Here is a 20,668-nt window from a genome sequence, read left to right on the forward strand (position 1 = left end):
CCACGGCGATGCCGGGCGCACCGGTAGTCGTTCTTCCGCGTCCCGTCCGCCTCCGACATGCTGGAGGCCTGCCGCCGGGCCGGCCGACGTCTGCCGGTGGCTCTTCGACGAGCACCGCGCGGGCGTACGGCCCGGCGGCTGAGCGAGCAGCGCGACAGCACCGTGATCCATACCGGTCTCGTCCCCATCGCGGAACAGCGCGTCACTGCCCCCTGGTCCACCGGATCGAGAGAGGTGCCCGACATGAAGCGCTCCCTGCGGCTCGGCGTCAGTGCCGCCGTCCTTGCCGTCCTCGCCCCGCTCGCCGCCTGCGGGGGCGGGGATTCCTCGCCCTCGCCGTCCTCCAGAGACGACTTAGGTGACCGGGCGACACTCGACCTGGCCATCGCCTCGGCCGTGGTCGCTCCCAAGGAGGAGGTCGCCACGTACGCGGTGGGCGACGCCCAGGGCTACTTCGCCGAGGAGAAGCTCGACGTCGACGTGATCAACACCGACGGTTCGGTCGCCGCGGTCCAGGCCGTCGCCTCGGGCAGCGCCGACATCACACCGGCCGACGCGGGAGCCATCCTCGCCGCGCGGGAGAAGGGCGTCCCGGTCAGGGCCATCGGCGGCCTGGTGCGGAACTGGCCGTGGCGCATGGCGGTCCGCCCGGACAGCGAGATCAAGACCCCTGACGACCTCAAGGGCAAGAAGATCGGGGTCATCAGCCTCGCCTCCGGCTCGGCCATCTACGCGCGGGCGTACGCCGACGACGCCGGCCTGGACGCGGCCGAGGACATCGAGCTGTTGCCGGTCGGGGTGGGCGCGCAGGCGCTGTCCGCGCTTCAGGACGGCAGGGTCGACGTGCTCGCGCTGTTCACGCAGGCATACACCACGATCGAGAACACCGGCGCGACGTTCCGCTACCTCCCCAACTCCGATGCCTTCGACGGCATCCGCTCCCTGACCTTCGCGGTCACCGAGCGGACGCTGAAGGAGAAGAAGGACGTGCTGACCCGCTACCTGCGCGCCTCGTACAAGGCACTGCTCTTCTCCGCCGTCAACCCCGAGGCCGCGATGCGCTACGGCTACAAGGTCTTCCCGCGGCTGCTGACGGGCAAGAAGGCCGACGACCGGATCGGCGACGACAGCAAGAGCCTCGACGCCTGGATCAGAACCGCCGTTCCCGCCGCCGGTGAGCCCGCGAGCTTCAAGGACTGGGGCGCGATCAGCGACGCGGAGTGGAACAAGACGGCCGCCTACACCAAGGCAGCCGGCCAGATCACCAAGGACGTCGAGGTCGCGGAGCTGTGGGACGACAGCCTGCTCCGGGACGCGAACGACTTCGACAGCGCGGCGGTGATCCAGAAGGCGAAGGCCACCAAGTAGCGAGCGACCGCACGCCACCAGCAGGGAGGTCAGGAAGCCGTCATGGACGAAGACCGCTGGATCGAGGTCGACGGACTGCACAAGATCTACCGGCCGCGCAGGTCCAGGCCGACCCACGCGCTCTCGGACATCACCCTCACCGTCCGGCGCGGTGAGTTCGTCTCGGTCGTCGGGCCCTCGGGCTGCGGCAAGACGACGTTGCTGAAGATCCTCGCCGGGCTCGTCCCCAGGAGCGAGGGCACGGTCCGGGTCGCGGGCCGCGACGTCACGGGGCCACTGCCCGAGGTGGGCATGGTCTTCCAGTCGCCCACCCTTCTTCCATGGCGCACGATCCTGCAGAACGTGATGGTGCCGGTGGAGGTGCGGGGGCTCGGCACCCGACCGTACCGGGAACGCGCCGAGAGGCTGCTCGGCATGGTCGGCCTCGACGGCTTCGAGGGCAGGTACCCCCATGAGCTCAGCGGCGGGATGCAGCAACGCGCCGGGATCTGCCGGGCCCTGGTGCACGACCCGGCCGTGCTGCTGATGGACGAGCCCTTCGGCGCGCTCGACGCCCTCACCCGCGAGCACATGAACGTCGAACTGCTGCGGATCTGGCGGGAGAGCGGCCAGACGATCGTGTTCGTCACCCACTCGATCCCCGAGGCGGTCTTCCTCTCCGACCGGGTGATGGTCCTCAGTCCACGACCCGGCCGTGTCGCGGAGATCGTCGGAATCGAGCTGGAACGCCCGCGGGCACTCGGCGTCATGGGCTCGGACCGGGCCGGGGCCCATGTGGAGCGGATCCGCGGGCACTTCGACGCCGCCGGCGTGTTCGACTCATGAAGCGGCTCCGGGTGGATCCGAGGGAGCGCCCCGAACTGCTGCTCGTTCCCGCCGTCTTCGTGATCGTCGTGCTGGCCTGGGAGTTCGCGGTCCCCGCCTTCGGCATCGACGACTACGTGCTGCCGCGCCCCTCCCAGATCCTCGACGCGCTGCGGACGCAGCTGTCCGATCCGTTGTTCTGGGGCCATCTCGAGGTCACGGTGCTGGAGTCGCTGTACGGCTTCCTCATCGGCGTGGGGGCGGCACTGGTGCTGGGTACCGCGATCTCGCAGGTCCGGCTGATCGAGCGCACCTTCATGCCGTACGTCGTCGCCTTCCAGACGGTGCCGAAGGTGGCGCTGGCGCCGCTGTTCGTCGTCTGGTTCGGCTTCGGGATGACGAGCAAGGTCGTCATGGCGGCGGTGATCTCGTTCTTCCCGATGCTGGTCAACGTGATCGAGGGGCTGCGCGCGGCCGATGCCGACCGTATCGAGATGCTCACCGTGTTCGGCGCGGGCAGGTTCCAGGTGTTCAGGATGGTGCGGCTGCCGAGCGCGCTCCCCTTCATCTTCGCCGGTCTCGACATCGGGAGCGTCTTCTCGATCCTCGGCGCCGTCGTCGGCGAGTTCATCGGGGCCAAGGAGGGCCTGGGATACCTCCTGCTGCAGACCAACTACAACTTCGACATCGCCGGGATGTTCGCCGTGCTGGTGGTGCTCTCCGTACTGGGGCTGATCGCCCACTTCGTCATCCGGTTCGCCCAGAAGCGGCTCGTCTTCTGGGCCGAGGAGAACCGGGCGCCCGGCGCATTTGGACTTCAGGATCAGAAGAGAGGCAGGAGGCAGGCGTGACCGAGTACGACCTGGTGGTGAAGGACGCCCGCGTCGTCACCCATGACCATGGCCACGCAAGGCCCGCGGACATCGCCGTCAGCGGCGGGCGCATCGCCGCCGTGGCTCCCGGCATCGCCGAGGCCGGCGCGCGTCGTGTGGTCGACGCCGGCGGCAGGTTGGCGTTCCCCGGTGTCGTGGACGCGCACCAGCACTGGGGGATCTACAACCCACTGGCCGAGGACGCGGTCACCGAGAGCCGGGCGTGCGCGCAGGGCGGGGTGACCAGCGCCCTGACCTACATGCGAACCGGACGGTACTACCTCAACAAGGGCGGCGCGTACGCCGACTTCTTCCCCGAGGTGCTGGCAGCCGCCTCCGGCCGCGCCCACATCGACTACGCCTTCCACCTCGCGCCGATATCGCGCGGCCACATAGCCGAGATCCCCGACCTGGTCGAGCGATTCGGCGTCACGTCGTTCAAGGTCTTCATGTTCTACGGCGGTCACGGGCTGCACGGCAGGTCCGCCGACCAGAACGCGTTCCTGATGATCCCCGAGGACGAGCGTTACGACTACGCGCACTTCGAGTTCGTCATGCGTGGGGTGCAGGCGGCCCGTGAGAGGTTTCCCGACCTCGCCGAGGAGATCTCGCTGTCGCTGCACTGCGAGACCGCCGAGATCATGACCGCCTACACCAAGCTGGTCGAGGAGGCGGGCGAGCTGACCGGGCTCGCGGCCTACAGCGCCTCCCGGCCGCAGCACTCCGAGGGGCTGGCGGTCTCCATCGCCTCCTACCTGGCACACGAAACCGGGTTACCGACCGTCAATCTGCTGCATCTGTCGTCCCGCAAGGCGGTCGACGCGGCCGTGCGGATGAGCCGGGCGTTCCCGCACATCGACTTCCGCCGCGAGGTCACCGTCGGGCATCTGCTCGCCGACATCACCACCGCGCACGGTCTCGGCGGCAAGGTGAACCCGCCGCTGCGGCCACGCGACGACGTCGAGGCGCTGTGGGAGTACGTGCTCGACGGCACCGTCGACTGGGTCGTCAGCGACCACGCGTGCTGCCGTGAGGAGATGAAGTTCGGCGACCCCGAGGACGACGTCTTCCTCGCCCGGTCCGGGTTCGGTGGCGCCGAGTACCTCCTCCCCGGTGTGATCACCGAGGGCACGAAGCGGGGCCTGCCCCTGGGGCGGATCGCCGCGCTGACGTCCTGGAACCCGGCCCGGCGCTACGGGCTGCGCACCAAGGGGGCCATCGCGCCCGGCTTCGACGCCGACATCGCGCTGGTCGACATGGGCCACACCTGGACCGTGCGGGCCGCGGAATCGGAGTCGACGCAGGAGTACACGCCCTTCGAGGGCTTCGAGCTGACCGCCCGGGTGACCGACACCTTTCTGAGGGGCCACCACGTCCTGCGCGGGGGAAAGCTCGTCGGTGAGCCCGTCGGCGCCTATCTGCACCGCCCGACCCGTGGCTCCTAGCCCACGCCTCGCTCGACGAAAGACATGGAGGCACCCCCAACCCCACACAACCAGTCGCCCTACGCCACGAGCCCCACCCACTCCTCCTACAGCCGTGATCAATCCGCAACCAATTCCGGTCTTGACCGAGACCCATCAATCGCGCCCAGGATTACGCTCGCGCTCATGGCCGACTCCCCAGCCTCCGCGAGCCCCACGGAGCCGACGCACGACGCGCCGACCTCAGCGACAAACCCGGTTACGGACCCAGCGACGACCGACGCGACGGGCGACGCAACGACCGACGCGAAGACCGCCGCGCCGACCGAGGCGACCGCCCCCGCAGCACCACCCCACCCCGAACAGCGCCCCGTCTACGTCATCGGCGGCGGCCCCGGCGGCCTCGCCACCGCGTACGCCCTGCGCGCCCGGGGCATACGTGCCGTCGTGCTGGAGCGGTCCGGCCGTGTCGGGGAGTCCTGGCGGCGCCACTACGACCGGCTGCACCTGCACACCACCCGTCGGCTGTCGGCCCTGCCCGGGCTGCCGATGCCGCGCCGGTTCGGGCGCTGGGTGGCCCGGGACGACGTGGTGCGGTATCTGGAGAAGTACGCCGAGGTCCACGAGCTGGAGATCGTCACCGGGGTCGAGGTCTCCCGGGTGGAGCGCTCGCCCGACGGCACCGGCTGGCTGCTGCACGCCACCGGCGGACGTGAGCTGACCGGCGCCGCGGTGGTCGTCGCGACCGGCTACAACCACACGCCCCGGGTTCCTGACTGGCCGGGCCGCGACACCTACCCGGGCGAGTTGCTGCACGCCGGTGACTACCGTGATCCGAAGCCCTTCACCGGCCGTGACGTCCTGGTCGTCGGCGTCGGCAACACCGGTGCCGAGATCGCCGTCGACCTGGTGGAGGGCGGTGCCTCACGGGTACGGCTGTCCGTGCGCACCGTCCCGCACATCGTGCGCCGCTCGACGGCCGGCTGGGCCGCGCAGTACAGCGGGATCGCCGTCCGCCGGCTGCCGGTCGGGCTCGTCGACCGGCTCTGCGCGGTGCTGGCCAAGGTGAGCGTCCCCGACCTGACGACGCACGGGCTGCCCCGCCCCGACACCGGCCTCTACAGCCGGGCCAAGGCGGGCGCGATCCCCGTACAGGACGTCGGTCTGATCGACGCGGTGCGCAAGGGCCGGGTCGAGATCGTGGCCGCCGTCGAGGGCTTCGAGGACGGCGAGGCGGTGCTCGCCGACGGCACCCGTGTCCGCCCGGACGCCGTGATCGCGGCCACCGGCTACGTCCGCGCCCTGGAGGAACTCGTCGGCCACCTCGACGTCCTCGGCGCCGACGGCAACCCGGTCGTCAACGGTGCCCGCGCCCCGAAGAACGCGGCCGGCCTGTACTTCACCGGCTTCGTCACCCCGATCAGCGGCACGTTCCGCGAGCTGGCCATCGACGCCGAGAAGATCGCGAAGAGCATCGCCGGGGACACCGTCCGCCAGCCCTCCCGGCTGCCCGCCTGAGCCGCGTCCGACGGCGCACCGACCGCGCGTCCGGCGTAGACATCCCTCAACTCTCTTACGTACAACTCCTGTTACTTGCGAGTCAGATGTGACGGGAGAGCTGTACGCCGCCACCGCACGGGGCCAGAATGTGAGCACTGTTCATCTTTCCGGCTCCACCCCCACCTCTCGCTACGACGGAGGACGACGCACGTGGCACGCGAAAGACAGCACTCCCCGAGCCCCAGCCCCCAGCACTCCCCTCGCCCCCGACTCTCCCCGCTCTCCCGGCGCTCCCTGCTCGGCGGCGCCGCGGCAGCGGCGGGTGCCGCGGCCCTCACCGCCACCGCCGCGGGTACGGCCGCCGCGGCCACCCGCAGCGTGGACGTCGCCGTCGTCGGCGGCGGCCTCGCCGGGCTCACCGCGGCCCGGGACCTGGTCGCCGCCGGCAAGACCGTGGTCGTCCTGGAGGCCCGTGACCGGGTCGGCGGCCGGGTGGTGAACCTCCCGCTGGGCAACGGCCAGGTCACCGAGGGCGGCGGCGAGTTCATCGGCCCCACCCAGGACCGCATCAAGGCGCTCGCCGACTCCCTGGGGGTGGCGACCTTCCCCACCTACAACACCGGCAAGAACCTGCTCAACAAGGACGGCAAGAAGACCGCCTACGCCACCGACGGACTGCTCGGCTCGGTCCCGCCGATCGACGCGGCAGGCCTCGCCAACGCGGCGATCGTGCAGGCCTCGCTCGACGACATGGCCAAGCAGATCCCGGTGAACGCGCCCTGGACCGCCGCGAAGGCCGAGGAGTGGGACCGGCAGACCTTCGAGAGCTGGCTGCGCGCCAACGCCGTCATCCCGTCCGCCAAGTTCCTCCTGGACGTGGCCTGCACGTCGATCTTCTCGGCCGAACCCCGGGAACTCTCCCTCCTGTTCGTCCTCTTCTACATCGCCGCCGCCGGCAACGAGTCGAACGTCGGCACCCTGGAGCGCCTCACCGAGACCGCGGGCGGCGCCCAGGAGCTGCGCTTCGTCGGCGGATCCCAACTGGTGCCGATCAAACTCGCCGCCACGCTCGGCGACCGGGTGGTGCTCAACGCCCCGGTGCGTACGATCACCCGGTCCGGCGGCGGCTACGTGGTGTCGGCCGACGGCATCACCGTCGACGCCAAGAAGGTCGTCGTCGCCCTGCCGCCGCCCCTCGCGGCCCGCATCACGTACGCCCCGCTCCTCCCCGCCGCCCGGGACCAGCTCACCCAGCGCCTGCCGATGGCCTCGGTCGGCAAGGCGATCGCGATCTACGACACCCCCTTCTGGCGGGCCGACGGACTCAACGGCCAGGTCGTCAGCGACACCGGCGTGGTCAGCTCCACCTTCGACAACTCCCCGCCCGACGCCTCGCACGGCGCGCTGATGGGCTTCATCGAGGCCGACGAGGCCCGGAAGCTGGACGCGGCGAGCGAGGCGGAGGTCCGGGCGGCGGTGCTGAAGGACTATGTGACGTACTTCGGCGAGAAAGCGGCCTCCCCCACCTCCTTCGTCCTGCAACGCTGGAACAACGAGGCCTACACCCGCGGCGGCCCCGTCTCCATCGCCGCGCCGGGCGTCCTGACCCAGTACGGCCCCGCCCTGCGCGCGCCCGTCGGCGGTATCCACTGGGCCGGGACGGAGACGTCCACCTACTGGATGGGCTTCATGGACGGTGCGGTGCGGTCGGGCGAGCGGGTGGCGAAGGAGGTGGTGGCGGCGCTGTAGGCGCCGTGGACGCGCCGTGAGCGCGCCGTGGGAGCTTTACGCCGGTCCGCCGGCATCCCTCACCGAGGAGCCCTTACCGAGGAGCCCTCGCGGGAAAGCCGGTCATCCTTTGCGTGCAGGCCCATTCCTGACATCCCATCAGGTCTGTAATCTGACAGAGCGTCAGTTACTTGCCAGTCACTCAGGAGCGGGGACCGATGCTTGGATCAACCCACGGCACCTTCACCACCGACTCCCGCCGGGCCCGGGTCATCGCTTGCGGCGAGCGCCCCGGGCCCGCCGTGCACGGGCGGCCCGACGAGGTGGACGACCTCGACGTCAGCGGCCGGCCGTTGTACGCCGCCGTCCCCGATCTGGACCGCTTCTTCCGACCGGAGTCCGTCGCCGTGATCGGCGCCTCGGACGCCGAGGGCCGGCCGAACACCGGGGTCACCCGGCAACTGCTCGCCTGGTCCGAGCGGGTCGGGGCCCGACTGCATCCGGTGCATCCCACCCGTCCGTCCGTCTTCGGCATCCCCTGTTGCCGCTCCGTCGCCGACCTGCCCGAGCAGGTCGATCTCGCCGTGCTGCTGGTCTCCGACCCCCTTCCGGTGATCGAGGAACTGGCGGAGACGAAGGTGAGGTTCGCGGTCGTCTTCGCGTCCGGGTTCGCGGAGACGGGCGAGGCGGGAGCGGCCGCCCAGGCCCGGCTCGGCGCCGCCGTGGAACGGTCCGGGATGCGGCTGCTCGGCCCCAACACCAACCTGAACGCCTTCGAGGAGTTCCGGGACGACCTGGACGGGCCGGCCATCGCCCTGATCACCCAGTCCGGCCACCAGGGCCGCCCGGTCTTCGCCCTCCAGGAGCTCGGCATCCGCCTCTCCCACTGGGCGCCCACCGGCAACGAGGCCGATCTGGAGACCGCGGACTTCCTCTCCTACTTCGCCGAGCGGCCCGAGGTGGGCGCCATCGCCTGCTACGTCGAGGGGCTCAAGGACGGCCGTTCCTTCCTGCTGGCCGCCGACCGGGCCGCCCGGCGCGGGGTGCCCGTGGTCGCGGTCAAGGTGGGCCGCACCGAGACCGGCGCCCGCACCGCCGCCTCCCACACCGGCAAACTGACCGGCGCCGACGCGGTGGTGGACGCGGCGATGCGGCAGTACGGGGTGATCCGGGTCGACGGACTGGACGAACTCCAGGACACCGCGGCCCTGTTGGCCCGCGCCCGGCCGCCGGTCGCCGACGGGGTGGTCGTCTACTCGATCTCGGGCGGCACCGGCGCCCACTTCGCCGACCTGGCCACCGAGGCGGGCCTGAGACTGCCGGAGCTGTCGGCGGCCAAGCAGGCCGAGCTGCACCAGTGGATACCCGAGTACCTGAGCGTGGCCAACCCGGTCGACAACGGTGGTCACCCGGTCGGCGACTGGCGCGGCCGGAAGATCATCGACGCGATCCTCGACGACCCGCAGGTGGGCGTCCTGATCTGCCCGGTCACCGGGCCCTTCCCGCCCCTCAGCGACCGGCTCGTCCAGGATCTGGTGGACGCGGCCGAGCGGACGGACAAGCTGGTGTGCGTGGTGTGGGGCTCCCCGGTCGGCACCGAGCGGGCGTACCGGGAGGTCCTGCTCGGCTCCTCCCGGGTGGCCACCTTCCGCACGGTCGCCAACTGCATCACGGCCGTCCGCGCCCATCTCGACCACCACCGGTTCGCCACCGGCTACCGTTCCCCCTTCGACGCCGCGGCCCGCACCGTCTCTCCCTCCTTCCGCAAGGCGCAGGCCCTGATGCGGCCGGGCCAGCAGCTGAGCGAACACGCCGCGAAGCAACTGCTGCGGGCCTACGGCATTCGCGTGCCGCGCGAGCAGCTGGTGACCAGCGCGGCGGCGGCCGTGCGCGCGGCGGGGCTGGTGGGCTACCCGGTGGTGATGAAGGCGTCCGGTGCGCGGATCGCCCACAAGACCGAGCTCGGGCTGGTGAAGATCGGGCTGACCTCGGCCAGCCAGGTCCGGGACGCCTACCGGGAGTTGACCGACATCGCGCGCTACGAGGACGTGCCGCTGGACGGTGTCCTGGTGTGCCAGATGGTCGAGCGGGGCGTCGAGATGGTCGTCGGTGTCACCCACGACGAGCTGTTCGGCCCGACGGTGACCGTGGGGCTCGGCGGGGTGCTGGTGGAGGTGCTGCGGGACACCGCCGTCCGGGTACCGCCGTTCGCCGAGGAGCAGGCCCGGGACATGTGCGCCGAACTGCGCGGGCGGGCCCTGCTGGACGGGGTCCGGGGGCGGCCGCCGGCGGATCTCGACGCGTTGGTCGAGGTGGTGCTGCGGGTGGAGCGCATGGCCCTGGAACTCGGGGACGACCTCGCGGAGCTCGACATCAATCCGCTGATGGTGCTGCCCAGGGGACAGGGAGCGGTGGCGCTGGACGCACTGGCGGTGTGCCGGTGACGGGGGACACGGCACGGATGCGGGAGGCGGCGGGGCTGCGGCAGGAGACCGAGGGTCAGGTCTCGCACATCACGCTCGACCGGCCCGAAGCCCTCAACGCCCTCACGCCGCAGCTGCGGGACCACCTGATCGGACTGCTGTCGGACGCCTCGGCCGATCCGGACGTACGGGCCGTGGTGATCACCGGCACGGGGCGCGGGTTCTGCGCGGGCGCGGACCTCCGTAACGCGTCCCCCGCCGGGGAACCGGTCGCCGGTGATGTCGCCCGCACGATCCGGCTCGGCGCGCAGCGTCTGATCGCGGCCGTCCTGGACTGCGAGAAGCCGGTGATCGCGGCGGTGAACGGCACGGCGGCGGGCCTCGGCGCGCATCTCGCGTTCGCCTGCGACCTCGTACTGGCCGCCGAGTCGGCGCGGTTCATCGAGGTGTTCGTACGACGGGGCCTCGTCCCCGACGGCGGCGGGGCGTACCTGCTCCCCCGCATCCTCGGCCCGCACCGCGCCAAGGAGCTGATGTTCTTCGGCGACGCGCTCCCGGCGCCGGACGCGGAACGTCTGGGCCTGGTCAACCGAGTCGTTCCGGACGCCGAGTTGGACAAGACGGCCCGCGTGTGGGCGGCACGTCTCGCCACCGGCCCGACCCGCGCCCTCGCCCTCACCAAGCAGCTGGTCAACGCCTCCCTCGACACCGACCGCACCGCCGCCTTCGCCGCCGAGGCCGCCGCGCAGGAGATCAACATGACGACGGCGGACGCGCGGGAAGGCGTGCGGAGCTTCGTGGAACGCAGGAGCCCCGAGTACGGGGGGCGTTAGACGGGGCTCGAGCAGCATTCATGTCGGATCGACCCGGACGGCGGACGGTGAGTCGGATCGCGTTCGGCCGGTTCGAGAGGTTCTAGGTGGTGTGCGGAGGACGGGCCGGTTGCTCCCAGAGGCCGGCCAGGTGCGCGTGCAGGACGTCGTGCGCCTCTTGCGGGGCGAGGTGGCCGATGAGTACGTGCGTGGTGAGGCCGTCCGCGAGCGCGAGGAGGGTGCGGGCCTCGCGTCGCGGATCGCGTGGCCCGGTGCGGTCAGGGCCCTCGCCGGCTTCCGAGATGAGGCGGGTGAACGCCTCCTGCAGGGTTGCGTAGTTCGCCTGCAACGTTCCTGCGAGCGCCTTGCTGACAGCCGCCTGCGCGACGAAAGCCAGCCAGACCCTGGCCTCGGCGCGGTGCTCTTCCCGGAGCAGTGAGATCTCGGTGACCGCGTGCCCCAGGGCGGTGCCGGCCGACTGGGCCGGGCTCCTGACGAGGCGGGCCCGTACACGCTCGCTGATCCGCTCGCCGATGTGCGCGAGAGCGAACACCAGCATCTCTTCCTTGGTGCGGAAGCACCGCTGGACGGCGCCCATCGAGACCTGCGCGCGGGCGGCGACATCGCGAAGGGTCACGCCCTCCAGTCCGCGTTCGTCGGCGAGGTGGCAGACGGCCTCGGCGATGAGGCGGCGCCGGCTCACGTGATCCACCTGCTTGGGCATGCCCGGTCACCTCCCTGTCGCACAGCGCTCTGCTCCCCGGCACTTTATGCGATGCGCTCGTATCGGTTCCAAGGGTACGGTTCCGATGCAAGTGCATTGGTACGGGGAAGGGGAGGGAAGAGCCATGCGGGACGCCCTGTGGAAAATGCCGGCCGCCGCGCAGGCGGAGGCTGTGCGCAGCGCGGAAGCCTCGGCCGTCGAACTGGTCGACAGTCACCTGGATCGCATCGTCGAGGTGAATCCGCGGGTGAACGCCGTCACGCAGCTCCTGGCGGAGCGCGCACGCGAGACCGCGGCACAGCTGGACCGTCGGCGGGCCGCCGGTGAAACGCTGGGGCCGCTCGCGGGCGTGCCGTTCACGGTGAAGGAGAGCACCGCGATCGAAGGCGTGCCGACCACGTTCGGCGCGGAGCGCTTCCGCGCGGTGGTGGCGCACGTCGACGCTCCCCCGGTGGCACGGCTGCGCGCGGCCGGGGCCATCCCCATCGGGCACAGCAACATCCCCACCCTGATCCTGGCGGGGATGCACACGCGCAGCGAGCTGTTCGGCGACACGGTCAACCCGTGGGACAGCAGCCGCACCCCGGGCGGCTCCAGCGGAGGCGACGCGGTGGCCGTCGCCACGGGCATGGCAGCGCTCGGGCTCGGCAACGACTCCGGTGGATCGGTACGTATCCCGGCCCAGTTCTGCGGCGTGGCCGGGCTGAAGCCCTCCACGGGCCGGTTCCCCGCCGACCACCGCGTCCTCGGCCCCGACGACCCCGGCCCCGCGTCCCAGATACTGGTCACCGACGGCCCGTTGGCCAGGAGCGTGGGCGACCTACGGCTGGCTTACGAGGTGCTGGCCGGGACCGATCCGCGTGACCCACGGGCCGTGCCGGTGCCCGCCTACGGCGAACCGCTCGCCGGGCCGGTGAAGGTCGCGGTCGTGGCGGACCCCGGGGGACACGGCGTGCACCCGACGGTGCTCGGAGCCGTCGCGATCGCGGCCGACGCGCTCCGCGACGCCGGCTACGACGTGCGCGAGGTGCGGGGCGTACCGCGGATGGACGAGGCCCTCGAGGCGTACGGCCGGATCACTGTGACCGAGTTCGCCCCGACCTGGCCTGTGGTGCGCAAGCTGCTCGGGAGGGGCGGGGACCGTTATATGGAGATGACGATGGAGCGGACCCCGCCCGCGAGCGCGGACGAGTTCATGAAGCTGATGGGCACCTGGATGAACATCCGCCGCTCATGGGCCGAATTCCTCGACGCATACCCCCTGTTGCTCGGCCCGGTCTTCACCGAGCCGCCGGTCGAGCCGGGGCTGGAGTCGCGTGACAGGTCAGGGAGGGAACGGGTCGGGTCGGCGATGCGTCTGTGCACCGTGACCAGCTTCGTGGGCGTGCCCGGTGTGGCCGTACCGACCGGGCTGGTCGACGGGCTCCCCTGTGGAGTGCAGATCGTCGGGCGGGCGTTCCGGGAGGACCTGTGCCTGGACGCGGCCCAGGCGGTCGAGGACCGGCTCGGAGTTCTCACACCGGTCGAACCGCGCGGGGGAGGCCGGGTTTCCTGAGTCGGGTGATCGCGGCGCCATCCGTCATAAAAGGTCCTCAAGCCCCTGGACCTTCCTATCTGACATACCGTCAGCTTCAATGGGAGGCATGATGGGACAAGCAGGGATGGCCGAAGCCGCCGTCCGTTACCTCAGGTCGGCCGCCGCCGCGCCGCTCACGCGCCCCGTCGAGGCGCTGCCGCGGCCGGAGCTGCGGTGCGTCGGGGAGAACGAACGCGCGCCCGTCGACCCGACCGAGTTCCGTCGCGTACTGGGCGCCTTCGCGACGGGCGTGACCGTCGTCACCGCACCCGCGACCGAGCCCGACGGCTCCCCCGCCGGTTTCGCCTGCCAGTCCTTCTCCTCCCTCTCCCTCGATCCGCCCCTGATCGCCTTCATGGTCGGCCGCACATCGACGACATGGCCGCGCATCGCACGGGCCGGGGTCTTCTGTGTGAACGTCCTGAGCGCCGGACAGGGCGAGTTGTGCCGCGCGTTCGCGGTGCGCGGCGCGGACAAGTTCGCGGGTGTCGAGCACACGCCGGCCCCCGCCTCCGGCTCCCCCCGCCTCACCGGCACGCTCGCGTGGATCGACTGCACGATCCACGCGGTGCACACCGGGGGCGATCACCTCATCGTCGTGGGCCGGGTCGACGCGCTGGGCACGGGCGACGACGAGGACGCGGCGCCCCTTCTGTTCCACAAGGGGCACTTCCTCTAGGCGGTGCCCGCGAGGTCCCGCACCGGCACCGCCGTGGCCGTCGGCCCGCGCCGGATCACCAGCGCCATCAGCGTCGCCACCGCGCACAGCGCGCCCGACGCGTACCAGACCATGTCGTACGTGCCGAAGACGTCCCGCGCGACACCCCCGAGGAAGGCCACCAGCGCGGCGCCGACCTGGTGGGAGGCCAGGACCCAGCCGAAGACGATCGCGCTGTCCTCGCCGTAGTGCTCCCGGCACAGCGCCACGGTGGGCGGGACGGTGGCGACCCAGTCGAGGCCGTAGAAGACGATGAAGAACAGCATCGGCGGATGGACCCGGGACGTCACCAGCAGCATCGGCAGGAACAGCAGGGAGATGCCGCGCAGCGCGTAGTACACCGCCAGCAGCCGACGCGCGTCGAAGCGGTCGGTGAACCAGCCCGAGGCGATCGTGCCGACGACGTCGAACACGCCGATCACCGCGAGCAGTGAGGCCGCTGTCGTGGCGGGCATGCCCGCGTCGTGGGCGGCGGGCACGAAGTGGGTCTGGATCAGTCCGTTGGTGGAGGCGCCGCAGATCGCGAAGGTACCGGCCAGCAGCCAGAACGGGCCGGTCCGGGCGGCCTTGAAGAGCACGCTGACCGCGCGCCGGGCGGCGCCCGGGACCGGCGCGGGCTTCGGTACGAACTCCTCGGCGCCGTACGGCTTCTGGCCCACGTCGGCCGGGTGGTCGCGCAGCAGCAGCCAGACGAAGGGGACGACCGCGAGGGCGGCCAGGGCCACCGTCACGGCCGCCGGGCGCCAGTCGTGGGTCTCCACCATCCAGGACAGCACCGGCAGGAAGATCAGCTGGCCCGAGGCCGAGGCGGCGGTGAGGATGCCGGTGACCAGTCCGCGCCGCTCGGCGAACCAGCGGTTGGTGACCGTCGCGGCGAAGGCCAGCGCCATCGAACCGGAGCCCAGGCCCACCAACAGGCCCCAGCACAGCATCAGTTGCCAGGCCGCCGTCATCCACACCGTCAGGCCCGAGCCGAGCGCGATCACGGTCAGCGCGACCGCGACCACCCGCCGGATGCCGAAGCGGTCCATGAGCGCGGCGGCGAAGGGAGCGGTCAGCCCGTACAGCGCGAGGTTGACCGAGACCGCGGCGCCGATGGTGCCCCGCGACCAGCCGTACTCCGCGTGCAGCGGATCGATGAGCAGGCCGGGGAGCGAACGGAAGGCGGCGGCGCCGATGATCGTCACGAAGGTGACGGCGGCGACGAACCACGCGCGATGGATGCGGGGCTTTCTGACCGGCGGGGTGGTCTCTGCGGCGGCTGCGGCCTCGGTTGTGTGGGTCACGAAAGAGAGCTTCCATCCCGGAACGGCCGCAAACGAGTGGCCCGGAGGACAGCATTCGTTAGGATCGGGCCATGCCCTCCAGTCGTGAGCGTCGTGAGCCGGAGTTCCGCCCCCACCGCGTCGTCGTCCTCGCCCTGGACGGCCTGCTCCCCTTCGAGCTGGGCATCCCGCACCGCATCTTCGGCTCCCCCAGGGACACCGAACGCCGGCCGCTGTACGAGATCGTCACCTGCTCGATCCGTCCACCGGGCCGGGTGGAGACCGACGCCGACTTCGCCGTCCAGGTCGCGCACGGACCTGAGGCCCTCGCCACCGCCGGCACGGTCGTCATCCCGGCGTCGTACGAACTCGGTCCGGTGTTCGACGAGGGCGTGCTGACCGACGAACTGGCCGCCGCCCTCGACCACATCCGGCCCGGCACCCGGCTCGCGGCCATCTGCACCGGCGGATACGTCCTGGCCGCCGCCGGCCGCCTGGACGGCCGCCGGGCCGCCACGCACTGGTCCCACGCGGAGCACTTCCAGCGGTTGTTCCCGCGGATCGAGGTCGACGCGGACGTCCTGTTCGTCGACGACGGCGACGTCCTGACGTCGGCGGGCGTGGCGGCCGGGATCGACCTGTGCCTGCACATGGTGCGCCGCGACCACGGCACGGCGGTCGCCAACGACGTGGCCCGCCGTACGGTCGTACCGCCGCACCGGGACGGCGGGCAGGCGCAGTACATCCAGCGGCCCGTGCCCGATCCGCAGCTGGCGTCCACGAGGACCGCCCGCGCCTGGGCGCTGGGCCGCCTGCACGAGCCGGTCCAGCTGCGGGACATGGCCGAGCAGGAGGCCATGTCGGTCCGCACCTTCACCCGCCGTTTCCGCGAGGAGGTCGGCGTCAGCCCCGGCCAGTGGCTCACCCAGCAGCGGGTGGAGCGGGCCCGGCACCTCCTGGAGTCCACCGACCTGTCCGTCGACCTGGTGGCCCGCGACTGCGGCTTCGGCACGGCCCAGTCGATGCGGCAACACCTGCAGACGGCTCTCGGGGTCACCCCGACCGCGTACCGCCGCACCTTCCGGTCCGGCGTCGACGGAGCCGGTGGTGCCGCGTCCGACGTCGACGGATCCGCCGGGGACGTGAGCAGCGCCCTGCGCTGAACGGCTCCGGTACCGCGCCCGCCCTGAGGGACCCCTCGCGTCAGAACGTCAGCACCCCGCGTGCCACCCGTCCCGCCTCCGCGTCCGCCACCGCCTTCTCGAAGTCCTCGACCGGATACGTCCTGGTCACCAGTTCGTCGAGGAGCAGCCGGCCCTCCCGGTACAGCTCGGCGTACAGGGCGATGTCGCGCTGCGGACGGGAGGATCCGTAGCGGCAGCCCAGGATCGACTTGTCCAGGTACAGCGAGGAGACGAGGAAGGACGCCTGAGCCGTGGCCGGCGGGACACCGAGCAGGATCGCCTGCCCGTGCCGGTCCAGCGAGTCGATCGCCGCCCGGATCAACTCGATCCGGCCCACGCACTCGAAGGCGTGGTCGGCGCCCGTCGGCAGCACCTCCCGCACCTCGTCCGTGGAGGTCAGGAAGTGTGTCGCGCCGAACCGCCGGGCCATCTCCTCCTTCGCCGGGTTGGCGTCCACGGCGACGATCCGCAGCGCGCCCGCGACCCGCGCTCCTTGCAGGACGTTCAGCCCGACCCCGCCCGTGCCGATCACCAGCACACTGTCCCCGCGGTCCACCTTCGCCCGGTTGAGCACGGCGCCGACGCCGGTCAGCACCCCGCACCCGATCAGCGCGGCGGACGGCATCGGAAGGTCCTCGGGGATCCGGACCGCCTGCACGGCCTTCACCACGGTCCGTTCCGCGAAGGCGGAGTTGGCGGCGAACTGGAACACCGGCTGCCCGTCCCGCGCGAACGGCTGCCCCGGCCGCCCGATCGCCTGCCGGCACATCGTCGGCCGTCCCCGGTCGCACTCCGCGCAGGTACCGCAGTTGGCGAGCGTGGACAGGGCCACGTGATCGCCGGGGCGCACATGGGTGACCCCGGCGCCCACCGCCGTCACCACGCCCGCCCCCTCATGGCCGAGCACCACAGGAAGGGGGAACGGTATGGTCCCGTCCACCACGGACAGGTCGCTGTGACACAGCCCCGCCGCCGAGACGGCCACCTGCACCTCACCCGGCCCCGGATCCCGTACGACGAGATCGTCGACGACCTCGACCCGCTTCCCGTCGAACACCACGCCTCGCATCACACAGCCCCCTGTCGGCCCCTGGGTTCCCGCGGCAGGCCGAGCACCCGCTCGGCGATGATCGTGCGCTGGATCTGGTCCGAGCCGCCGTAGATCGTGTCGGCCCGGGAGAACAGGAACAGGTGCTGCGACGCGTCGAGTTCGTACGGCGCCGCCGCCGACCACTCCACCGGACCCACGGCGGCCGCCGCGCCCCGCACCCGCATCGCCAGCTCCCCCAGCCGCTGATGCCAGCCGGCCCACAGCAGCTTGGCCACGCTGGACGCGCCCGCGTCGGCCGAACCACCCAGGGTGCGCAGGGCGTTCCAGCGCATCACGCGCAACTCGGCCCACTGTCGCACCAGTTGCTCCCGTACGACGGGGTCGTGCACCGTGCCGGTGGCCACCGTCGTCCGGACGACCTTGTCCAACTCCTGTGCGAAGCCGATCTGTTGGGCGAGGGTCGACACCCCGCGTTCGAAGCCGAGCAGTCCCATCGCGACCCGCCAGCCCTCACCCTCCGCGCCGACGACATGCTCCGCCCGCGCGCGTGCCCCGTCGAAGAACACCTCGTTGAACTCGCTCGTGCCGGTCAGCTGCCGGATCGGCCGGACCTCGACGCGGCCCGGCTGGTCCATGGGCACGAGCAGGAACGTCAGCCCGTGGTGGCGCCGGGAGCCGGGCTCGGTACGGGCGAGCACGAAGCACCAGTCGGCCTCGTGCGCGAGCGAGGTCCAGATCTTCTGGCCGGTGATCCGGTAGTGGGTCCCGTCCGGTTCGCGGACGGCCGCGGTGCGCACCCCGGCCAGGTCCGAACCGGCGCCGGGTTCGCTGTAGCCCTGGCACCAGAGTTCGTCGCCCGCGGCGATCGGGGGCAGGAAGCGGGCCTTCTGCTCCTCGGTGCCGTGGGCGAGGAGGGTGGGGGCGAGGAGGTTCTCGCCGATGTGTCCGGAACGAGGGGGCGCGGGCGAGCGGGCGTACTCCTCCGCCCAGGCGACCTGTTGGGTGAGGGTGGCGGTGCGGTTGCCGTAGCCCTCCTGGGACCAGCCGAGCCCTATCCAGCCGGCTTTGCCGAGGACGCGTTCCCAGGTACGGCGGTCCTGCGTGCCGTCAGCGTGGGCGGCGAGCCACCCCCTCGCCTCGGCGCGGAACGCATCGTCCTGCGAGGTGAATGCGAAGTCCATGGATACGCCTTCCTGGGAGGTCGCTGGGACTGATGCGGGCGGGGGATGGCTACGCGTTCGGTCGGTCGCCCTCCCGCGCCGCCCGCTCCATCCCCGCCACCCGCTCCAGCAGCGGCATCGGGTCCACGCCCACCGTCCCCGGCAGGAAGTCCGCGATCCGTTGCGGCGTCCAGGAGCCGTCCGCGTACGCCGCCCGCAGCTCTCTCGGCTGGGCCCAGACCGCGATCTTGGGTCCGGCGATCGTGTACACCTGGCCGGTGATCCCCTGTTCCCGCGCCTTGTCCGACAGCAGGTAGACCACCATCGCGGCGACGTCCTCGGGTTCGCCGATCTCCGTGAGTTCCATGGGGACGTTCGCCGACATCCGGGTACGGGCCACCGGGGCCACCGCGTTGGCGGTCACCCCGTACTTGTGCAGCCCCAGGGCGGCGCTGCGTACCAGCGAGATGATCCCGCCCTTCGCCGCGCTGTAGTTGGCCTGCGCCACCGAGCCCTGGTGGTTCCCGCTGGTGAAGCCGATGAGGGTGCCCGACTTCTGCCGCCGCATCACCGCCGAGGCCGCCCGGAACAGGGTGAACGTGCCCTTGAGGTGGGTCGCCAGGACGGGGTCCCACTCCTCCTCGGCCATGTTGAACAGCATCCGCTCGCGCAGGATCCCGGCGACACACACGACCCCGTCGATCCGTCCGTAGGAGGCCAGCGCCACGTCGACCACCCGCTGCCCGCCGGCCATCGTGGAGATGTCGTCGGCCACGGCGACCGCCTCGCCGCCCGCCGCCTCGATCTCCTTGACCACGGACTGGGCGACCTCGCTGGTCGGCGAGGCGCCGTCCATGGCGACGCCGTAGTCGTTGACGACGACCCGCGCGCCCTCGGCCGCCGCGGCCAGCGCCACCGCCCGGCCGATCCCCCGTCCGGCGCCGGTCACGGCGACCACCTTGCCTGCCAAGAAGTTCCCCATGCCGGCCCCTTCCCGCGGTTTCTGACGGTCCGTTAGATTTTTCACCGGCAGGCCGACCGGAGACAAGCCCCGGGGAGGACGGATGTCACAGCCCGCGCTCCATCCCGCGTTCCACGACATCGCCAAGCGCGTGAACAACTGGGGCCGTTGGGGTCCGGACGACGAGAGGGGCACCCTCAACCTGATCACCGACGAGGTGGTACGCCGGGCGGCGGCCGAGGTCCGCACGGGCCACCGGGTCCCTCTCGCGCTGCCCCTGCGACACGACGGCGTACAGACCGGACTGATCCCCGGCCGGGTCAACCCACTGCACGCCATGGTGCAGATCAACCAGGAGATCTTCGGTCCGGGAACGGTGGCGTGCAGCGACGACGCGGTGACCATGGGACTCCAGGCGGCCACCCACTGGGACGCGCTCACCCATGTCTCGCACTCGGGCCGCCTCTACAACGGCCGCCCGGCCGGCACCATCACCGCGCACGGCGGGGCCGAGTTCAGCGGGATCGACAAGGCACGGCACATCGTCTCGCGCGGGGTGCTGCTCGACGTGGCCCGGGCACACGGCAGGGACCGCCTGGACGGTGCGCACGCCGTCACCCCCGAGGATCTCGACGCCGCCGAGGAACTCGCCGGTACGCGGGTGCGTGCGGGTGACATCGTGCTGGTGCGGACCGGGCAGGTGCAGGTGTACCTGACGGGCGGTCGGGAGGCGTACGGCTATCCGTCCCCGGGCCTGTCGATCCGTACGCCCGAGTGGTTCCACGCACGCGATGTCGCCGCGGTCGCGAACGACACCCTCACCTTCGAGGTGTTCCCGCCCGAGATCGAGGATCTGTGGCTGCCCGTGCACGCGCTCGACCTGGTGGAGATGGGGATGCTGCAGGGCCAGAACTGGAATCTCGAAGAGTTGTCCACAGTCTGTGGACAAGAGGGCCGGTACTCGTTCCTGCTCTCGGCGATGCCCGAGCCCTTCGTCGGCGCGACGGGGACCCCGGTGGCGCCCGTCGCGATCCTGTGAGGACCGCCGGCCCGCCCGACCGTCGGGTGGCGGTGCGCGACACCCGCCCCGAGCACGGC

General features: G+C 71.6%; 17 protein-coding genes. 12 read left to right on the forward strand and 5 right to left on the reverse strand.

All coding sequences use genetic code 11. The features are described 5' to 3' along the window. Positions 1-243 precede the first annotated feature (243 nt). The 8 genes from ACFYRY_RS21055 to ACFYRY_RS21090 all read left to right on the forward strand — a co-directional run bounded on the left by ACFYRY_RS21055 (position 244) and on the right by ACFYRY_RS21090 (position 10,952). The gene (locus ACFYRY_RS21055) at positions 244-1,368 is read left to right on the forward strand and encodes an ABC transporter substrate-binding protein (RefSeq protein ID WP_389147524.1); all 1,125 of its coding nucleotides are present in this window, start codon (positions 244-246) and stop codon (positions 1,366-1,368) included. Positions 1,369-1,410: 42 nt separating this feature from the next. After that, on the forward strand, positions 1,411-2,193 hold the full coding sequence (locus ACFYRY_RS21060; protein WP_389147526.1) for an ABC transporter ATP-binding protein: 783 nt from the start codon (positions 1,411-1,413) through the stop codon (positions 2,191-2,193). Next, positions 2,190-3,023, forward strand: a complete 834-nt coding sequence (locus ACFYRY_RS21065) for an ABC transporter permease (RefSeq protein WP_389147529.1) — start codon at positions 2,190-2,192, stop codon at positions 3,021-3,023. Before ACFYRY_RS21060 ends, ACFYRY_RS21065 begins: the two co-directional genes overlap by 4 nt. Then, positions 3,020-4,489 (forward strand): dihydroorotase family protein, encoded by a 1,470-nt coding sequence (locus ACFYRY_RS21070; protein WP_389147531.1) that lies wholly within the window; start codon positions 3,020-3,022, stop codon positions 4,487-4,489. The genes ACFYRY_RS21065 and ACFYRY_RS21070 overlap by 4 nt, the downstream gene beginning before the upstream one ends. Before the next feature lie 165 nt (positions 4,490-4,654). Then, complete coding sequence (locus tag ACFYRY_RS21075; RefSeq protein WP_389147534.1) at positions 4,655-5,986, forward strand: flavin-containing monooxygenase; 1,332 nt, start codon at positions 4,655-4,657, stop codon at positions 5,984-5,986. A gap of 192 nt (positions 5,987-6,178) precedes the next feature. Then, on the forward strand, positions 6,179-7,717 hold the full coding sequence (locus ACFYRY_RS21080) for a flavin monoamine oxidase family protein (protein ID WP_389147537.1): 1,539 nt from the start codon (positions 6,179-6,181) through the stop codon (positions 7,715-7,717). Positions 7,718-7,914: 197 nt separating this feature from the next. Beyond that, a complete protein-coding gene (locus ACFYRY_RS21085) occupies positions 7,915-10,140 on the forward strand; it encodes an acetate--CoA ligase family protein (protein WP_389147540.1) in 2,226 nt (741 codons plus the stop codon). A 17-nt stretch (positions 10,141-10,157) separates the two neighbouring features. Beyond that, on the forward strand, positions 10,158-10,952 hold the full coding sequence (locus ACFYRY_RS21090) for an enoyl-CoA hydratase/isomerase family protein (protein WP_389148385.1): 795 nt from the start codon (positions 10,158-10,160) through the stop codon (positions 10,950-10,952). Between the two features lie 82 nt (positions 10,953-11,034). On the opposite strand, the gene ACFYRY_RS21095 is transcribed toward ACFYRY_RS21090, so the two are convergent. Beyond that, entirely contained in the window at positions 11,035-11,655 is a 621-nt protein-coding gene (locus tag ACFYRY_RS21095) for a TetR/AcrR family transcriptional regulator (protein WP_389147543.1), read from the reverse strand. Between the two features lie 124 nt (positions 11,656-11,779). Here ACFYRY_RS21095 and ACFYRY_RS21100 point away from each other — a divergent pair, with 124 nt between their 5' ends. Then, positions 11,780-13,210: an amidase gene (locus ACFYRY_RS21100; RefSeq protein WP_389147545.1), complete on the forward strand. Its 1,431-nt coding sequence runs from the start codon at positions 11,780-11,782 to the stop codon at positions 13,208-13,210. A 91-nt stretch (positions 13,211-13,301) separates the two neighbouring features. After that, a complete protein-coding gene (locus ACFYRY_RS21105; protein WP_389148388.1) occupies positions 13,302-13,910 on the forward strand; it encodes a flavin reductase family protein in 609 nt (202 codons plus the stop codon). Here ACFYRY_RS21105 and ACFYRY_RS21110 read toward each other — a convergent pair. Further along, positions 13,907-15,235, reverse strand: a complete 1,329-nt coding sequence (locus tag ACFYRY_RS21110; protein WP_389147548.1) for an MFS transporter — start codon at positions 15,233-15,235, stop codon at positions 13,907-13,909. The two genes, ACFYRY_RS21105 and ACFYRY_RS21110, sit on opposite strands and share 4 nt — an antisense overlap. A 71-nt stretch (positions 15,236-15,306) precedes the next feature. Between ACFYRY_RS21110 and ACFYRY_RS21115 the strand changes: the two genes are divergently transcribed. Next, positions 15,307-16,377 carry a GlxA family transcriptional regulator gene (locus tag ACFYRY_RS21115; RefSeq protein ID WP_389147551.1) on the forward strand — a complete coding sequence of 357 codons (1,071 nt, stop codon included), beginning with the start codon at positions 15,307-15,309 and terminating at the stop codon, positions 16,375-16,377. A 40-nt stretch (positions 16,378-16,417) separates the two neighbouring features. Here ACFYRY_RS21115 and ACFYRY_RS21120 read toward each other — a convergent pair whose 3' ends face one another. Genes ACFYRY_RS21120 through ACFYRY_RS21130 form a run of 3 tightly spaced genes read right to left on the reverse strand, consistent with a single transcriptional unit; the run spans position 16,418 to position 19,591 of the window. Further along, positions 16,418-17,467 carry a Zn-dependent alcohol dehydrogenase gene (locus ACFYRY_RS21120; RefSeq protein WP_389147554.1) on the reverse strand — a complete coding sequence of 350 codons (1,050 nt, stop codon included), beginning with the start codon at positions 17,465-17,467 and terminating at the stop codon, positions 16,418-16,420. After that, positions 17,467-18,630, reverse strand: coding sequence for an acyl-CoA dehydrogenase family protein (locus ACFYRY_RS21125; RefSeq protein ID WP_389147557.1), 1,164 nt, complete (start codon positions 18,628-18,630; stop codon positions 17,467-17,469). Before ACFYRY_RS21125 ends, ACFYRY_RS21120 begins: the two co-directional genes overlap by 1 nt. 49 nt (positions 18,631-18,679) lie before the next feature. Continuing rightward, positions 18,680-19,591 carry an SDR family NAD(P)-dependent oxidoreductase gene (locus tag ACFYRY_RS21130; protein ID WP_389147560.1) on the reverse strand — a complete coding sequence of 304 codons (912 nt, stop codon included), beginning with the start codon at positions 19,589-19,591 and terminating at the stop codon, positions 18,680-18,682. An 82-nt stretch (positions 19,592-19,673) separates the two neighbouring features. Between ACFYRY_RS21130 and ACFYRY_RS21135 the strand changes: the two genes are divergently transcribed. Next, positions 19,674-20,609: a cyclase family protein gene (locus ACFYRY_RS21135; protein ID WP_389147563.1), complete on the forward strand. Its 936-nt coding sequence runs from the start codon at positions 19,674-19,676 to the stop codon at positions 20,607-20,609. The last annotated feature ends 59 nt before the right edge of the window (positions 20,610-20,668 follow it).

It is taken from the genome of Streptomyces sp. NPDC005263, assembly GCF_042872365.1.
GTDB lineage: Bacteria > Actinomycetota > Actinomycetes > Streptomycetales > Streptomycetaceae > Streptomyces.

Excerpts from the sequence above, each read along its gene's own strand:
- ACFYRY_RS21055 (WP_389147524.1), top strand. The coding sequence starts at position 244 with ATGAAGCGCTCCCTGCGGCTCGGCGTCAGTGCCGCCGTCCTTGCCGTC.
- ACFYRY_RS21060 (WP_389147526.1), top strand. The coding sequence starts at position 1,411 with ATGGACGAAGACCGCTGGATCGAGGTCGACGGACTGCACAAGATCTAC.
- ACFYRY_RS21065 (WP_389147529.1), top strand. The coding sequence starts at position 2,190 with ATGAAGCGGCTCCGGGTGGATCCGAGGGAGCGCCCCGAACTGCTGCTC.
- ACFYRY_RS21075 (WP_389147534.1), top strand. The coding sequence starts at position 4,655 with ATGGCCGACTCCCCAGCCTCCGCGAGCCCCACGGAGCCGACGCACGAC.
- ACFYRY_RS21085 (WP_389147540.1), top strand. The coding sequence starts at position 7,915 with ATGCTTGGATCAACCCACGGCACCTTCACCACCGACTCCCGCCGGGCC.
- ACFYRY_RS21090 (WP_389148385.1), top strand. The coding sequence starts at position 10,158 with ATGCGGGAGGCGGCGGGGCTGCGGCAGGAGACCGAGGGTCAGGTCTCG.
- ACFYRY_RS21095 (WP_389147543.1), bottom strand. The coding sequence starts at position 11,655 with ATGCCCAAGCAGGTGGATCACGTGAGCCGGCGCCGCCTCATCGCCGAG.
- ACFYRY_RS21100 (WP_389147545.1), top strand. The coding sequence starts at position 11,780 with ATGCGGGACGCCCTGTGGAAAATGCCGGCCGCCGCGCAGGCGGAGGCT.
- ACFYRY_RS21105 (WP_389148388.1), top strand. The coding sequence starts at position 13,302 with ATGGGACAAGCAGGGATGGCCGAAGCCGCCGTCCGTTACCTCAGGTCG.
- ACFYRY_RS21115 (WP_389147551.1), top strand. The coding sequence starts at position 15,307 with ATGCCCTCCAGTCGTGAGCGTCGTGAGCCGGAGTTCCGCCCCCACCGC.
- ACFYRY_RS21120 (WP_389147554.1), bottom strand. The coding sequence starts at position 17,467 with ATGCGAGGCGTGGTGTTCGACGGGAAGCGGGTCGAGGTCGTCGACGAT.
- ACFYRY_RS21125 (WP_389147557.1), bottom strand. The coding sequence starts at position 18,630 with ATGGACTTCGCATTCACCTCGCAGGACGATGCGTTCCGCGCCGAGGCG.
- ACFYRY_RS21130 (WP_389147560.1), bottom strand. The coding sequence starts at position 19,591 with ATGGGGAACTTCTTGGCAGGCAAGGTGGTCGCCGTGACCGGCGCCGGA.
- ACFYRY_RS21135 (WP_389147563.1), top strand. The coding sequence starts at position 19,674 with ATGTCACAGCCCGCGCTCCATCCCGCGTTCCACGACATCGCCAAGCGC.